15 protein-coding genes are annotated in these 15,709 nt (G+C 62.2%); 11 read left to right on the forward strand and 4 right to left on the reverse strand.

What is annotated here, in order from left to right; translation table 11 throughout:
• Positions 1–22: 22 nt before the first annotated feature.
• Both AC1DQM_RS12980 and AC1DQM_RS12985 read right to left on the reverse strand, forming a co-directional pair.
• A complete protein-coding gene (locus AC1DQM_RS12980; protein ID WP_477746295.1) occupies positions 23–1,357 on the reverse strand; it encodes a ferredoxin reductase domain-containing protein in 1,335 nt (444 codons plus the stop codon).
• Positions 1,354–2,916 carry an amino acid adenylation domain-containing protein gene (locus AC1DQM_RS12985; RefSeq protein WP_477746296.1) on the reverse strand — a complete coding sequence of 521 codons (1,563 nt, stop codon included), beginning with the start codon at positions 2,914–2,916 and terminating at the stop codon, positions 1,354–1,356. Before AC1DQM_RS12985 ends, AC1DQM_RS12980 begins: the two co-directional genes overlap by 4 nt.
• Positions 2,917–3,210: 294 nt before the next feature.
• Here AC1DQM_RS12985 and AC1DQM_RS12990 point away from each other — a divergent pair, with 294 nt between their 5' ends.
• Both AC1DQM_RS12990 and AC1DQM_RS12995 read left to right on the forward strand, forming a co-directional pair.
• Positions 3,211–3,717 (forward strand): RNA polymerase sigma factor, encoded by a 507-nt coding sequence (locus AC1DQM_RS12990; protein WP_086945058.1) that lies wholly within the window; start codon positions 3,211–3,213, stop codon positions 3,715–3,717.
• A complete protein-coding gene (locus AC1DQM_RS12995) occupies positions 3,714–4,466 on the forward strand; it encodes an anti-sigma factor family protein (protein WP_018925446.1) in 753 nt (250 codons plus the stop codon). Before AC1DQM_RS12990 ends, AC1DQM_RS12995 begins: the two co-directional genes overlap by 4 nt.
• 12 nt (positions 4,467–4,478) lie before the next feature.
• Here AC1DQM_RS12995 and AC1DQM_RS13000 read toward each other — a convergent pair whose 3' ends face one another.
• On the reverse strand, positions 4,479–5,315 hold the full coding sequence (locus AC1DQM_RS13000; protein ID WP_018925445.1) for an IclR family transcriptional regulator: 837 nt from the start codon (positions 5,313–5,315) through the stop codon (positions 4,479–4,481).
• A gap of 243 nt (positions 5,316–5,558) precedes the next feature.
• Between AC1DQM_RS13000 and AC1DQM_RS13005 the strand changes: the two genes are divergently transcribed.
• The 9 genes from AC1DQM_RS13005 to AC1DQM_RS13045 all read left to right on the forward strand — a co-directional run bounded on the left by AC1DQM_RS13005 (position 5,559) and on the right by AC1DQM_RS13045 (position 14,826).
• Positions 5,559–6,584 (forward strand): ABC transporter ATP-binding protein, encoded by a 1,026-nt coding sequence (locus AC1DQM_RS13005; protein ID WP_064618870.1) that lies wholly within the window; start codon positions 5,559–5,561, stop codon positions 6,582–6,584.
• Positions 6,581–7,450 carry an ABC transporter permease gene (locus AC1DQM_RS13010; protein ID WP_019648426.1) on the forward strand — a complete coding sequence of 290 codons (870 nt, stop codon included), beginning with the start codon at positions 6,581–6,583 and terminating at the stop codon, positions 7,448–7,450. The genes AC1DQM_RS13005 and AC1DQM_RS13010 overlap by 4 nt, the downstream gene beginning before the upstream one ends.
• 6 nt (positions 7,451–7,456) lie before the next feature.
• On the forward strand, positions 7,457–8,251 hold the full coding sequence (locus AC1DQM_RS13015; RefSeq protein ID WP_019580025.1) for an ABC transporter permease: 795 nt from the start codon (positions 7,457–7,459) through the stop codon (positions 8,249–8,251).
• 7 nt (positions 8,252–8,258) lie between these two features.
• A complete protein-coding gene (locus tag AC1DQM_RS13020; protein WP_018925441.1) occupies positions 8,259–8,549 on the forward strand; it encodes a (2Fe-2S)-binding protein in 291 nt (96 codons plus the stop codon).
• Entirely contained in the window at positions 8,546–9,901 is a 1,356-nt protein-coding gene (locus AC1DQM_RS13025) for an FAD/NAD(P)-dependent oxidoreductase (RefSeq protein ID WP_477746297.1), read from the forward strand. Before AC1DQM_RS13020 ends, AC1DQM_RS13025 begins: the two co-directional genes overlap by 4 nt.
• On the forward strand, positions 9,898–11,013 hold the full coding sequence (locus tag AC1DQM_RS13030; protein WP_477746298.1) for an NAD(P)/FAD-dependent oxidoreductase: 1,116 nt from the start codon (positions 9,898–9,900) through the stop codon (positions 11,011–11,013). The genes AC1DQM_RS13025 and AC1DQM_RS13030 overlap by 4 nt, the downstream gene beginning before the upstream one ends.
• An 18-nt stretch (positions 11,014–11,031) precedes the next feature.
• The gene (locus AC1DQM_RS13035; RefSeq protein WP_477746299.1) at positions 11,032–12,078 is read left to right on the forward strand and encodes an ABC transporter substrate-binding protein; all 1,047 of its coding nucleotides are present in this window, start codon (positions 11,032–11,034) and stop codon (positions 12,076–12,078) included.
• A gap of 237 nt (positions 12,079–12,315) precedes the next feature.
• Complete coding sequence (gene zapE, locus AC1DQM_RS13040) at positions 12,316–13,443, forward strand: cell division protein ZapE (protein WP_477746300.1); 1,128 nt, start codon at positions 12,316–12,318, stop codon at positions 13,441–13,443.
• Between the two features lie 81 nt (positions 13,444–13,524).
• Positions 13,525–14,826, forward strand: coding sequence for a leucine-rich repeat-containing protein kinase family protein (locus tag AC1DQM_RS13045; protein ID WP_477746301.1), 1,302 nt, complete (start codon positions 13,525–13,527; stop codon positions 14,824–14,826).
• Positions 14,827–14,978: 152 nt separating this feature from the next.
• Here AC1DQM_RS13045 and AC1DQM_RS13050 read toward each other — a convergent pair whose 3' ends face one another.
• Positions 14,979–15,683: a YebC/PmpR family DNA-binding transcriptional regulator gene (locus AC1DQM_RS13050; RefSeq protein ID WP_007940960.1), complete on the reverse strand. Its 705-nt coding sequence runs from the start codon at positions 15,681–15,683 to the stop codon at positions 14,979–14,981.
• Positions 15,684–15,709 lie beyond the last annotated feature (26 nt).

Below are 15,709 nucleotides of genomic sequence, written 5' to 3' on the forward strand. Positions count from 1 at the left end.
GAAAAAACGCTCTTGGCACACTTCAGGAATCCCAGATTGCGCCATACGCCGGAATGCCTCGCCCTTCCATTTCCTCAACCACTCGCTGGGTGAGCGTCTGGTTCGAAATGCAGATCACCGCCTCGGCACCGAACGAGCGAACCGCGTCATAAGCCAGTTGCACAAGGTCTGGCTTGCCGAGCACATCGGTGTCCCAGATCAAGGCATCAGGATTGGCCCGCAGGATCTCTTCCACCAGTTCGTCACCGTAGGTTTTTCGCGGGCTGCGGGTCGACCAGACCAGCCGTATCGGTACTTGCCTGGCCAACAAATGGGGCAACACCGGGCCGATGCCGCTGCCCGTGGCGATGTACACCACCGATTTGAACAGGGTTTCGATGTGCGCCACGCCAGCGGTGGTAATGCCTTTGACCCAGACATGCGTCGGCATTTGCTCGATGAACTCGCCGGTCCAGTCACCTGCCCGGGAAATGATCAGGCGAAAACCCGCTTCACCCGGTGCGGGAATATTGGCAAAGGAATGCCACTCCATCAGCGGGTTGAGACTGATAGCGTTGGAGGAGCCGGCAAACGGCGTGACATGGCCAAAACGGGCTATTACCGCATGAGAAGAAGGCCTGATCAGTTGCACCGGCACTTTGCGCAGACGAAACCATGGCAAGGCGATGCTGAACGTCAGCACAATCAGCATCCAGAATGCCACCGACGACGACAGCGCCTCGCTCACGGAGGCCTGCGGGTTCTGGTCCCGGGTAAACAGAACGCTCCATACCCAGAACAGGGCAAGTGCGGTCCACCCACCAAAGCGGTGCATTCGCTCGAAGCCGTTGTGAAAACGCCCGCGAATCCGCGGGTGAGCCATGACGGCCACCAGCAGCAAGATCCCCAGCAACCCGGTGCTCACCCCGAGCAGCGCCAGGGAAACGCCGCCCAAGCTTTCAGTCCAATGCCAGGCCAGGGAGCCGATCAACACCGCGAACCAGCCAATCGCCGCCAGCGCCCCGCCACTGTGCAAGCCGCCAAAGTGGTAAACCTTGGCCAGTGAGCGGCGTATCGCAAGCGGCCAGGAAGTGGGCGCCCGGGTTGCCAGCCAGAACAGCAGATTGATGATGTATTGCTGGCGAATCAAAATCGCCAGCGACAGATTCGCCACCACCAATCCCGACAGCGCCTCAAGGACTATCCCCGTGGATGTCCACCACTGCCCGGCGGTCAACCCATGCGCCAGTGCCGCGATATTGAGTGCAAGCACCAGCGCTACGAGGCGGTTGTAATGCGAAAATATCGGCAACGTCCCCAATCGCCGCCACAGCACGCGCTTGACCGGCAGTGCGGTATCCGGATTCCCCCCCTTCATGCGCTCACCCCTTGCCGGGTCGTCGCGTCGGCCTGGTGCGTCATCGCCCACTCCAGCAGCAAGCGTTTGTCGACCTTGCCGCGTGAGGTCAGCGGAATGTGCTCCACGGCGAGGATCAGCGAAGGGACGCAATAATAGGCAAGCCGCTCTTCACAGCGCCGTCTTGCATCATCGATGTCCGTGGTAACGGGATAGACGAAGGCCACCAGATGGCGACTGTCGAGTTTCAACGTGACCGCCCGCTCGCAGCGATCAGATGACTCCAGAGCCGCAGAAACAGAGTCGAGCTCCACCCGAAACCCTCTGACCTTGACCTGATCATCGACACGCCCCAGGTGTTCAAGTTCGCCGTTTGCTGTCCAGCGCCCCAGATCACGTGTGCGAAACATCATCCGGCCCTGCCCCAGAAACGGATCGGGCCGATAGCGTTCGGCGGTCAGCGTCGGGTTACTCAAATAACCGGCGGTCACACAGTCGCCGCCAGCCCACATCTCACCTTGCTCACCCGCCTGACAGAGCTGGCCCGCCTCATCCAGCACGTACACCGTGTTGTTGGGCGTGGGTTTGCCGATCGTCAATGCACCTGCGCCCCTGTAATGCTGCATGGTGTTGACGATCGTGGTTTCGGTCGGGCCGCAGGCATTGTAAAAAGTGCAGAACGAGGACCAGCGATCAGCCAGGGGCTGAGGGCAAGGCTCCCCGGCAAGGGCCACGACCTTGACTTGCTGACAACGCAATGGATCGAGTGTGCCGAGTATCGAAGGTGTAGCGATCAGTACGTCGCATTGTTCGGCCGTCTGGGCGATGTCCTTGCCACGGATCATCAAGGTCGCACCATGAGCCAGGCACCCGAGTATTTCCCAGGCCGCCATGTCAAAGGCGATGTTAAGTATCTGTCCGACCTTAAGCCCAGGCCGCATGCCGAGATTGCCAGGGGCTGTCAGCAAAATATTGCACACATTGCGGTGGGTCACCCGAACCCCATTGGGCAGGCCGGTGGTGCCGGAGGTAAACAGCACGAAACACAACCGGTCCGGGGTCGATGACAGCGAACAGGCCACATTCAGGTCATCAGCGGGTGTTGACGCAACCGCCATGGACTCATCGAGGCAAATGCAGTGTTGCTGCGACGTCAGGGGAATTCGCGACTCGAGGCTCGACAGTGTCAGCACCACCCGCGTCGAGGCCACGTCCATGATGTGGCGCAATTGCGCGGTGGGAGTAATCCCTACGTGCTGAGGGATGTAGGCAGCACCCACTTTCAATGCGGCCAACATTCCCGCCAGCATCGGGATCGAACGTTCCACAAACAAGGCCACGTGATCGCCCGGGGCGACGCCCTGCTGACGCAACAGCGTGGCCAGTCGGTTGGCCTGCCGGTTCAGTTCACCGTAGGTGATGGCTTCGCCCTCACAATGGGCGGCAATGTCCTGAGGTCTGGCGGCGGCTTGCGCCTCGATGGCGTGATGGATCAGAAGATACTCAGGCTCAACCGTCGGCCCACGACCGAACCGCGGCCACACGTCATGGGTGTTGTTGTCCGGAAGCAGCGAACACATCGATGCCGACTCAAGGGAAATTTTGCACTCTTGCATGTTAAAAATTCTCTTCAGGCTCAATATTTACGTTCAAGCACGGGTGGTTCTGCGCAGCCTGGTGAGAGGCTGGGCTGACTGCCTGAGCTTGCTGCATGGGTTGAGCCGCGAAGTTCGATGCCATTACATGGATTACAAACCCCTCAGAAATCTCCTACACAAATAAGTAATGGTTTTCCCCGACGAAGGAATAAACCACGGTGGCCGGCGTCCTTCTTGTCAGTGCCATTCATCACAGCCAGAGAACACGCCTTTTCCATGAACAACATCGACGGACAATTGCGTGAAATCATTCCCAGGCTGCGGCGCTTCGCCGTGTCGCTGACGCGCAACCCCAGCAGCGCCGACGATCTGGTGCAGGCAAGCCTGGAACGAGCGCTGTCGAATTGGAGCGCTAAACGTCCGGAGGGCGACCTGCGGGCCTGGCTGTTTTCGATTCTTTATCGGCAGTTTCTCGACGCCCACCGCCGATCCCGGCGGTATGCGCGGATGCTCGAATTCTTTACCGGGCGCGACGATGCACAGCCTTCGGTAGAACGCACGGTAATCGCCCAGTCGACCCTGCAAGCCTTCGATCAGCTCAACACCGAACAGCGCGCGCTGCTGCTCTGGGTATCGGTGGAAGGCTTGAGTTACAAGGAGGTCGCCGAGATTCTCGACGTCCCCATCGGCACCGTGATGTCACGCCTGTCCCGCGCGCGTCAGGCCTTGCGCCAGCTCAGTGACGGCGAAATCACCCGCCCTTCTCTGCGGAGACTCAAATGATCAGCCTGCCTCCCAACGAGCGTGACCTGCACGCCTACGTCGATCACCAACTCAGCGATGCCGACCGACATCAAGTGGAAATTTATCTGGCCGGCAACGCCGAAGTGGCCGCACAAGTACGCGCCTGGCAGCAAGACGCCCAACAATTGCGCGCAGCCCTGAGCGGCGCCTTGCAGCAACCGGCCAACCCGCAACTTGACCCGGCGCTGATTCGCCAGCGCCTCAAACGCCAGTCCCGCCGTCATCTGGCCAGTGCCGCGATGTTGTTGATTGCGGTCAGCGTCGGCGGATTGGGCGGTTGGCACGCGCGGGAGATGACTCTGGTCAGCCCCCCACTGCCGATGGCCGATGCGATGCAGGCCTACCGACTGATTGCCCAGCAAGGCATGCTGCCGGCGGATTACCAAGTCAGCGACGATGGCGACATGCAGGGTTGGCTCGACCGCTATTTCAGCCAGGCCCATCGTCTGCCGAACCTGGCGGGGGCTGGCTACAAACCGGTCAGCGGCCGTTTGCTCAGTACCGAACAAGGGCCGGCGGCGATGGTGGTCTACGAAGATCAGGGCGGCCACAAAGTCAGCTTCTACGTCCGGCCACCGGGGCCGAAAAACTTCCTCCTGCCCCGCGGCAGCCGCAGCGACGGCGAACTGCAGGCCGAGTATTGGTCGGATGCCGGGTACAACTACGCGATGGTCAGCCCGAGTGACACACCGGCGGCGCAGATGCTCAAGCAGACACTGAAGTTCTGATCCGGGTTGTGGTCACCCCTGCCCAAACACCTGCGAAGGCCTGCGCAACAGCGGGTCGAACGGGTTGATCCGCGGCCCGATCAACGCCGCTTCGCGCTTGAGCATTTCCACCACGGTCGGCAAACGATCCGGCCCCAGGCGATCACTGATCGTGGCCACGCTCAACGCCGCCACTGCCCGGCCGTCGCGATCGAGGATCGGCACGGCCACGCCGGCCATGCCCTGCAACACGCCGGTGTTGCGCCCGGCGTACCCGAGCGCGCGCACATTCTCGACTTCCGAGCGCAGGAACACTTCGTCATACAGGTGAAAATCCTTGAGCCGCGGCAAGTTGTAGTGAATCACCGTGTCGCGTTCCTCTTGCGGCAGGAATGCCAGAATCGCCAGGCTGCCCTGACCCACGCCGAGCGCCACCCGCCCGCCGATGTCACCGGTAAATGTGCGGATCGGAAACGGCCCTTCACTGCGGTCCAGACAGATCGCATCAAAGCCACTGCGCGCCAGCAAAAACAGCGAATCGCCCAGCGATGCCGATAACCGCAGCAATGCCGGCCGCGCCAGTTCGCGCAGGTTGTTGGTATTGCCGGCGCGGGCCGCCAAGGCAAAAAACTCCAGGCTCAGGCGATAGCGTTTGCTGCGGGCGTCCTGCTCGACCATGCCCTCGTCCATCAAGCTGCGCAGCAAGCGGTGGGTAGTCGGTTGCGACAAGCCGATGCGCTGCGCCAGTTGCGTCACGCGCTCGCCGCCCTCGACGGTGTCACCCAGGCTGCGCAGCACCGCAAACAGTCTTGAGACCGCACCGACACCGACTTCATTTTTGTTTTCATTCCGATCAGTGGAATCTGACATTTGATTTCTCATCAATAAATTTACTCACTGAATAAAACTGAAAATAGTCATCGCTTCAGTGAAATAGGTTATTGAGCCCATCCTATTCTTCGTCCTACTCTGCGTCCATACAGGGGCGATTCGAACAACAACGGCAGCCGACACATGTCGAGCGCCAACACCCCCCGCAACATCTTTTCGTATCTGCCCATACAAAAAAGCGCGCCGTTGGCGACGCATAACAATCTCAGGTGGAGCGCAGTCATGGCCTTTGTGCAGCTTGAAAACCTCGGCAAACGATATGGCGAGATCGACGCAGTCGTCGCCACCAACCTGTCGGTGGAAAAAGGCGAGTTCGTCTCACTGCTCGGCCCCTCCGGCTGCGGCAAAACCACCACCCTGCAAATGATCGCCGGCTTCGTCGAAGTCAGCAGCGGACGCATTGTGCTGGACGGTCGCGACATCACCCACGCCAAACCCGCCAGCCGTGGCCTGGGCGTGGTGTTCCAGAGTTACGCGCTGTTCCCGCACATGACCGTGCAAGACAACGTCGCCTTCGGCCTGCGCATGCGCAAAGTGCCCAACGGTGAATTGCAGCAACGGGTGGATCGGGTGCTGAAACTGGTTCGCCTGCACCAGCACGCCGAGCGTTACCCGCGAGAGCTTTCCGGCGGCCAGCGCCAGCGTGTTGCACTGGCCCGGGCGTTGGTGATCGAGCCGCCGGTGTTGCTGCTCGACGAACCGCTGTCCAACCTCGACGCCAATTTGCGCGAAGAGATGCAGTTCGAAATCCGCCGCATCCAGCGTGAAGTCGGGATCACCACGCTGATGGTCACCCACGACCAGTCCGAAGCGCTGTCGATCAGCGATCGGGTGGTGGTGATGCAGGCCGGGCGCATCACCCAGATCGACGCCCCTTACACCCTCTACGAACACCCGCGCACCGAGTTCATTTCCGGGTTCGTCGGCAAAGCCAATCTGCTGCCCGGTGAGCGGGACGGCGCCGGTGTGGTTCAGGTGTGCAACACCGGCAACGGCGAACTGACGCTAAGCCTGCGCCCGGAAAAAATCGATCTGCGGGAAAAAGGCCATGGTCGTCTGCAAGGCAAGATCGCCAGCCGCTTCTTCCTCGGCAGCCAATGGTTGTACGGCGTAACGACAACCCTGGGCGAACTCTGCGTGGTGCGCCGCAACGACGGCTCGGCGCCACTGGCCGAAGGCACGGCGGTCGGCCTCGACTGGGACGCGGCACTGCTGCGGGTGCTGAGTGTCGACGAGGTGTCGGCATGAATACGCTCGCCGCCATCCGTCAGGGACGCCAAGGGTATGTGTTGTCGGCGCCGGCCCTGGCGTTGTACGTCGGCCTGCTGGCGATCCCGCTGCTGCTGACGCTGGTGTTGTCGTTGAACGTCTTCGACTACAGCGCGGGGATCAACAGCGACGCCTACACCTTCGCCCATTACAGCAGCCTGCTGGGCGATCCGTACTTCTACGAGATCTTTCTGCGCACGATGTGGATCAGCGCCCTGACCACCCTGCTCTGCGTGCTGATCGGCGTGCCCGAGGCCTACATCCTCAGTCGCATGGGCGCACCGTGGCGTTCGATTTTCCTGATTCTGATCCTCACGCCGCTGCTGATTTCGGTGGTGGTGCGGGCGTTCGGCTGGAGCCTGTTGCTGGGCGCCGACGGGCTGGTCAACCAGACCTTGCAAGCCTTCGGTGGCTCGCCGATGAAGCTGCTCTACACGCCGTTCGCAGTGGTGATCGCGCTGGTCCACGTGATGCTGCCGTTCATGATCATTCCGGTCTGGACCTCACTGCAAAAACTCGACCCGGCCGCCGAGCAGGCTGCGCTGTCACTGGGCGCCAGCCACTTCACGGTGATACGCAAAGTGGTGTTGCCGCAGGTCATGCCCGGCGTGCTCTCCGGCACCTTGATCGTGTTCGGCCTCGCGGCCAGTTCCTTCGCCATTCCCGGCCTGCTCGGCGGACGCCGGCTGAAGATGGTCGCCACGCTGATCTACGACCAGTACCTGTCGGAGCTGAACTGGCCGATGGGCGCCGCGATTGCCGTGGCCCTGCTGTTGCTCAACCTGCTGATCATGCTGTCGTGGAACCGAATGATCGAAGGCCGCTACAAGAAGTCATTGGGATAATTCGTCATGTCCAGAAACGGTCCTTTCGCCCTGCTGTTCCATGCCCTGGTGGTGCTGTTCATGCTCGCGCCGCTGGTGGTGGTGTGCCTCGTCGCCTTCACCCCGGAAAACACCCTGAGCCTGCCGACCACGGATTTCTCCCTGCGCTGGTTCCGCGCCGTGTTCGAACGTGCGGACTTTGTCGATGCGTTCTACAACAGCCTGATCCTGGCCTTCAGCGCGGCCAGTCTGGCGACGCTGATTGCGGTGCCGGCGGCGCTGGCGATCACCCGCTTCGAGTTCCCCGGACGGGACTTTTTCAACGCCCTGTTCCTGTCGCCGATCATCATTCCGCACCTGGTGCTGGGGGTGGCGTTGCTGCGCCTGTTCGCGCTGATGGGCGTCAACGGCAGCTTCGCCTGGCTGATCTTCGCCCATGTGCTGGTAATCACGCCGTATGTGTTGCGGCTGGTATTGGCGTCGGCCATAGGCCTGGACCGCAGCGCCGAACACGCCGCGCAATCCTTGGGTGCCGGACGCTTCACGCTGTTCCGGCAAATCACCTTGCCGATGATTCTGCCGGGGGTCGCCGGTGGCTGGCTGCTGGCGTTCATCAACAGTTTTGACGAGGTCACGTTGTCGATCTTCGTCACCTCGCCGGCCACGCAAACCTTGCCGGTGCGCATGTACGTGTACGCCACCGAATCCATCGATCCGATGATGGCGGCGGTGTCGGCCCTGGTGATCGCGCTGACCGCGCTGACGATGATTCTGCTCGATCGGGTCTACGGCCTGGATCGGGTTCTGGTGGGTAAACAATGAGGGCGCCATGGCTCTGCTGAAACGACTGGCCGAAGGCGACCGCCCGGCCCTGGACTTTACCCTCGACGGCGTGCCTGCCAGCGGCTTGCTCGGCGACACCCTGCTGACCGCCGTGCTGACCTGCAGCGAACACCTGCGCGGCAGCGACTTCAGCGCCGAACCCCGCGCCGGCTTTTGCCTGATGGGCGCCTGCCAGGACTGCTGGGTACGCCTGGGCGATGGCCGCCGGGTGCGGGCCTGCTCGACGCAGCTTGAAGCCGGCCAGCAGGTCAGCCGCGAACCGGGGCGCTCGGTATGAACGCTGTGGTGATCATCGGCGCCGGCCCCGCCGGGATTCGTGCGGCGCAGACGCTGGCGGCGCATGGCGTGCGCCCGGTTCTGCTGGACGAAGCCGCACGCGGTGGCGGGCAGATTTATCGGCGGCAACCGGCGAACTTCAAGCGCTCGCCCGTCAAGTTGTATGGCTTCGAAGCCCCCAAGGCCAACGCGCTGCATCAAACCATCGACGCACTGCGCGAACAACTCGATTACCGCCCCGACACGCTGGTATGGAACGCCGAGGCCAACGCGCTCGACACCTTGCACGAGGGCCGCGCCATACGCGTGGCGTTCTCCCGGGTGATTGTCGCCACGGGTGCCACCGACCGGATTCTGCCGGTGCCGGGCTGGACGTTGCCGGGGGTGTACAGCCTCGGCGCGGCGCAGATCGCCTTGAAGTTTCAGGGCTGTGCCATTGGTGAACGCGTGGTATTCGCCGGCAGCGGACCGTTGCTGTACCTGGTGGCGTATCAATACGCCAAGGCCGGTGCCAACGTGGTCGCGGTGCTCGACAGTTCGCCGTTCAGCGTTCAGGCCCGCGCCCTGCCCGGTCTGTTGTCACAACCGGCTACCCTCGCCAAAGGCCTCTATTACCGCACCTGGCTGACCGCCCACGGCATCCCGGTGCATCAGGGCGCCAGCTTGTCAGGCATCGATGGCCAACAGCGTGTGCAATCGCTGATCTGGCGCAACGCAAAAGGCCAACATCGAATCGACTGCGACGCCGTCGCCTTCGCCCATGGCCTGCGCAGCGAAACCCAACTCGCCGATCTGCTGGGCTGCGAATTCACCTGGAACCCGCTCAACCGCGCCTGGCTGCCACAGCGCGACAGCGCCGGGCGCAGCAGTGTCGCCGAGGTGTACCTGGCGGGTGACGGCGCCGGCATCATGGGCGCCGACGCGGCGGAAATGGCTGGCGAACGGGCAGCCCTGGCGCTGCTCGAAGACAGCGGTTACCTGCTCCCGCCGCAACGTGCCAGCCAGCTGGAACAGTCGCTGAAAGCAATCGGCAGATTCCGCCAGGGCCTTGAGCGTGCCTTTGCCTTCCCCGAAAGCTGGGCCACCGACGCTGCGGATGACCTGATGATCTGTCGCTGCGAAGAAGTACGCGCCGGCGACATCCGCCAGGTGGTGCGCGAAGGTCATTGGGAGATCAACCGGGTCAAGGCCCACTGCCGGATCGGCATGGGTCGCTGTCAGGGCCGGATGTGCGGGGCCGCCGCCGCGGAAATCATTGCCTGCGAAAGTCAGCGTTCAGTAGCCGACATCGGTCGGTTGCGGGCTCAGGCACCGATCAAACCCTTGCCGTTCGGTCTGGAGGTCGAGCCATGATCGAAGTCGAGGCGGTCATCATTGGCGGCGGCATTGTCGGGGCCTCCGCCGCCCTGTTTCTGAGCAAGGCTGGCCGACGCGTAGCGCTGCTGGAACGAGATTTTTGCGGTTCGCATTCCAGCGGTGTGAACTATGGCGGCGTGCGTCGTCAGGGCCGGCCGCTGTCGCAATTGCCGTTGTCGCAACGGGCCCACGAAATCTGGGGACAGCTGCCGCAATTGATCGGCATCGACGGTGAGTACCAGCGCAGCGGTCACCTGAAACTCGCCCGCAGCCTCAACGATCTGCATGCCTTGCAGGATTACGCCGCCAGCAGCCAGGGGTTCGGCCTTGATTTGCAGCTGTTTGATCGCGATGAGTTGCGCGCACGTTTTCCGTGGGTCGGAGACGTCGCGGTCGGTGCTTCGCTGTGCCCGGACGATGGCCACGCCAACCCGCGCCTGGTGTCTCCGGCGTTTGCCCAAGCGGCACGTCGGCATGGCGCGCAGGTGCATGAGCAATGCGCAGTCACGGCGGTGGAACACAATGGTCAGCGCTTTCGCGTCAGCACTCAATCCGGCCTCGAACTGCGCGCACCCTGGCTGCTGAACTGCGCCGGCGCCTGGGCCGGCAACCTTGCAGCGCAATTCGGTGAAGCGGTGCCGATGCATGCCGGGCACCCGGCGATGCTGGTCACCGAGCCGTTGCCGCTGGTGATGAATGCCAGCACCGGCGTCGAAGGCGGCGGCATCTATGCCCGTCAGGTCGCGCGGGGCAATTGTGTGTTGGGCGGCGGCCAGGGCTTTGCCCTTGATGGTGCCCGCGCCCGACCTGGCCAGAGCGCGGTGATCGAGATCCTGCGTCAGGCCGTCGAGCTCTACCCGTTTCTTGAAGGCGCCCAGGCGATTCGTACCTGGAGCGGCACCGAAGGTTATCTGCCCGATCGTCAACCGGTGATCGGTCACAGCAGCACGCAACCCGGTCTGTTGCACGCATTCGGCTTTGCCGGCGCGGGTTTTCAGATCGGGCCTGCGGTGGGCCAGGCGCTCACCGAGATCATCTGTAGCGGCGCGTCAAAGACGCCGCTGGATGCGTTTTCCATCACCCGGTTTCACTCCATCTCCGTAGCTTGATAGAGGAAGGTCGCGCCAATGAATAACCTCAAACGCACTGCACTGCTCGGTTTGTCCTGCATGAGCGCCCTGCTCACGGTCACTCAGGCCCACGCCGAACCGACGCTTTACCTGGGCATGAACGGCGGGACCATGGAGCGGCTCTACGCCGACAAGGTGCTGCCGGCTTTCGAGAAAGCCAACAACGTCAAAGTGGTGATCGTGCCGGGGACCTCGGCTGATATTCTGGCCAAGGTCCAGGCCAGCAAAGGCAACCCGCAATTGCATGTAATGTTCCTCGACGACGGCATCATGTACCGCGCCATTGCCATGGGCCTGTGCGACAAACTCGAAGACAGCCCGACCCTGGCGCAGATTCCGCCCAAGGGCCGCATCAAGGATCAAGCGGTGGCGGTCAGCCTCGGCGTTACCGGGTTGGCGTACAACACGCGGCTGTTCAAGGAAAAGGGCTGGAACGCGCCGACCTCCTGGATGGACATGGCCGATCCGCGCTTCAAGGACAAACTGGTGTTCCAGTCGATGGCCTCCTCGACCTTCGGCCTGCACGGTTTCCTGATGTTCAACCGGATTCAGGGCGGCAGCGAGACTAACGTCGAACCGGGGTTCAAGGCCTGGCCGAACACCGTCGGGCGCAACGTGCTGGAGTACATTCCGAGCTCGGCGAAAATCTCCGAAATGCTCCAGACCGACGAAGCGGCGCTGTTCCCGCTGACCCCGACCCAGGTCACCGCACTGAAACTCAAGGGCATGCCGGTGGAATATGCGCAGCCGAAGGAAGGCTCGGTGGTGCTCAACGTGGCCGAATGCGCCATCGCCAACAACACCCAACCGGAACTGGCGCAGAAACTCGCAGCCTTCTTGCTGACGCCTGCCGCACAGGCTGCGGCGCTTGAAGACGGCGATCAGATTCCGTCGAACCCGAATACGCCAACCACCGACAAGACCCGCGGTCAGGTCGAGGCGATGAAGCGCTATCTGGAGACAGCGATTACCATCGATTGGGATCAGGTCAACGAACAGCGCCCGGCGTGGAATGACCGGTGGAATCGCAGTATCGAGCGCTAACCTCGAAGATCAGGTGAGAGGGCTTTTGTGGCACGGGAGCTTGCTCCCGTTGAACTGCGCAGCAGTTCCTTTTTTGGGGCCGCTTCGCAGCCCAACGGGAGCAAGCTCCCTCGCCACAAAAGCCTTCTCGACACAAAAGCTTGGTCGGCAGCAGTGGAAGGGAAATTACCCACTTGGTTAAACTACGCCGCTGCGGCTCAGGGGGAGCCGGCCTGAAGATTACGGGGTGACATCACATTGGCCGTACGACCGCCCAACCGTCCGCAACTCACACCACGCTGGTCCGCGCTACGCCGTTTTTTCGGCAAGGCATTCGCGGCGCCATCCAGTGGCAGCGCGCAAGGCCGGGTGATCCACGACTACTTCCGCCACAAGGCCCATGTTCAGGGCTACACCCTCAGCCACAGCCAGTTGCGCGTGATCGACTGCATGGCGCAGCACGCGTCGGCGCTGCCGGGGTCATCGACGCCACTCCCCGGACTTTACCTCCATGGTGCGGTCGGGCGCGGCAAGAGCTGGCTGCTCGACGGTTTTTTCCAGGCCATCCCCGTCACGGCAAAACAGCGCCTGCACTTCCATGAGTTTTTTGCGCAGTTGCACCAGGGCATGTTCAGCCATCGCGATCAGCCCGATGCGCTGGCAACCACCCTCGACGAACTGCTGCAAGACTGCCGGGTGCTGTGTTTCGATGAATTCCACGTGCATGACATCGGCGATGCGATGCTCATCACGCGGTTGTTCAAGGCGCTGTTTCGCCGGGGGATTCTGCTGCTGGTGACCTCAAACTACCCGCAGGAAGGTTTACTGCCCAACCCGCTTTACCATGCCCGTTTCAAACCGGTGATCGACCTGATCAACACGCGCATGCAGGTGATGGAAGTCGGCGGCCCCCATGATTACCGCAGTCAGGCGCGACCCCGTGCGCAGCAGCTGTTTACCCAGGGCCAGTACGTCTGGCCGGCCACGGTGAGCCAGCGTCAGGCGCTGCACCTGCTCGAACACGACGCACCGCCCATTCGGCTGCCCGTCGGGACACGACACCTTCAAGCCCGATACTGCGAAGGGCGAACCATTGGCTTCACCTTCGCCGACTTGTGCGAACACCCCACCGCCGTCATGGACTACCTGGAACTGTGCCGTCGCTTCGACCGCTGGATCATCGACAAACTGCCCAGCCTCGCCGGCTGTTCAATCGCCGCCCAGCAACGCTTCATCAACCTGATCGACGTCTTGTACGACCAGGACAAACACCTGATTCTGCTCGGCCACCAGTCATTGCGCGAATGCCTGGATGGCGATGCCATCGACCTGGCGCGCACGCGCAGCCGGCTGGGGCAGTTACTGGAAGTCAGGGAACTCGCCTGACAGCCACCACCACTTTCCCGCTATCATGTCGCCCATTTCCAGGCCCCAGCGCCTTCCTTCAGATCAATAGCGAACCTGCCTATGCACACCCTCGCACAACTGCGCGCCGGCCAACTGTCGGGTATCACCCGCCTGGACCTGGTCTGTGGCCTGACCGAATTCCCCCGGGAAATCTTCGACCTGGCGGACTCGCTGGAAGTGCTCAACCTCAGCGGCAACGCCTTGCGCAGCCTGCCGGACGATCTGCACCGCCTAACCCGTTTGCGCGTGCTGTTCTGCTCGGACAATCAGTTCACCGAACTGCCCGCCTGCCTCGGCCAGTGTACGGCGCTGACAATGATCGGTTTCAAGGCCAACGCCATCGAACACGTGCCGGCCGCCGCCCTGCCGCCGCTGTTGCGCTGGCTGATCCTGACCGACAACCGCATCACGGATCTGCCAACCGAACTGGGCGAGCGCCCGTACCTGCAAAAACTCATGCTCGCCGGTAACCGCTTACAGCGTTTGCCCGAGAGCCTGAGCCACTGTCATCGACTTGAACTGATCCGCATTGCCGCCAATCAGCTCACCGAGCTTCCCGAATGGCTGCTGACCCTGCCGGGCCTGACCTGGCTGGCGTACGCCGGTAACCCATTGGAAACCGAAGCCGATGCGGCCGCACTTGAAGCCACGACGAGCATTCCCTGGTCCGAGCTGAGCCTGGAGCAGAAACTCGGCGAAGGCGCGTCGGGGGTCATTCATCAGGCGTTGTGGGAGCAGACAAAACAGGTCGCGGTAAAACTCTACAAGGGCGAAATGACCAGCGACGGCTCGCCGTTGCACGAAATGAACGCCTGCATCACCGCCGGCATCCACCCTAACCTGATCCGGGTCGAAGGGCGGATCGTCGGGCATCCGCAGGCGCAGGCCGGGCTGGTGATGCAACTGATCGATCCGAGCTACCGCAACCTGGCCAGCCTGCCGAGCCTGGCGTCCTGCTCCCGCGACATCTATGCCGACGACACCCGGTTCAGCGCCGGCGTGGCAATGCGCATCGCCAGTGGCATCGCCTCGGTGGCCGAACACCTGCACCGTCAAGGCATCACCCACGGCGACCTCTATGGCCACAACATTCTGTGGAACGAGCATGGCGATTGTCTGTTGGGGGATTTTGGCGCGGCATCTTTCCATGCCACCTCGGACAGTTTCGAAAGCCGTGCGCTGCAACGGATCGAGGTACGGGCGTTCGGGATTTTGCTGGGAGAATTGCTGGAGCGGATCGACTCGGGGTTGAGCGCTGAACAGCGGGTCGCGTTAGAGGATTTACAACAGCGCTGCTGTCAGCCGGATGTGTTGGCGCGGCCGGGGTTCAGTGAGGTGGTGCGGGAGTTGAATGGATCCTGACCCGCAAAGATAGAACTGTGGCGAGGGGGCTTGCCCCCGTTCGGTTGCGCAGCAGCCGTCGCTTTTGGGGTCGCTTCGCAACCCAACGGGGGCAAGCCCCCTCGCCACAAGCAAGCCCTCGCCACAGGTTAAATCACAACGGTCAGAACCGCTTAACCCGCCAACCCGACAAACATGTCCTGCACGTCATCGTGGTTATCGAGGCCTTCGAGGAACGCTTCGACTTCTGCCATCTGCTCGTCGCTCAAGCCGCTCACCGGGTTCTTCGGCTGATAACCCAACTTGGCCGACAACACGGTGAAGCCTTGCTCCGGCAGCGCTTTCTGTACCGCATCCAGGTCCGCAGGGTCGGTCAGGAACAGCGTCGCGCCGTCTTCGCCCGGCTCGAAATCCTGGGCGCCGGCTTCGATCGCGGCCATTTCCGGATCGGCGTCAGGGCTGTCCGGGGACGCCTCGATCATGCCGACGTGGTTGAAGTCCCAGGCCACCGAACCGGAAGCGCCCAACTGGCCCTTGCGGAACGCCACGCGGATTTCAGCGACGGTGCGGTTGATGTTGTCAGTCACGCATTCAACGATCAGTGGCACCTGATGCGGTGCGAACCCTTCATACGTCACGCGATGGTATTGCACGGTTTCGCCGAGCTGGCCGGAGCCTTTCTTGATCGCGCGTTCCAGGGTTTCGCGAGGCATCGAGGCTTTTTTCGCCTGTTCGACCACCAGACGCAGGTGTGCGTTGGTGGCGGTATCGGCACCGTTGCGCGCAGCAATGGTGATTTCCTTCACCAGTTTGCCGAAGATCTTGCCCTTGGCGTTGGCTGCCGCTTCTTTGTGTTTAACCTTCCACTGTGCGCCCATTACTCACTCTCTTGATCTGTGGCGCC

The sequence above is a fragment of the Pseudomonas sp. 01L34 genome, from assembly GCF_056400265.1.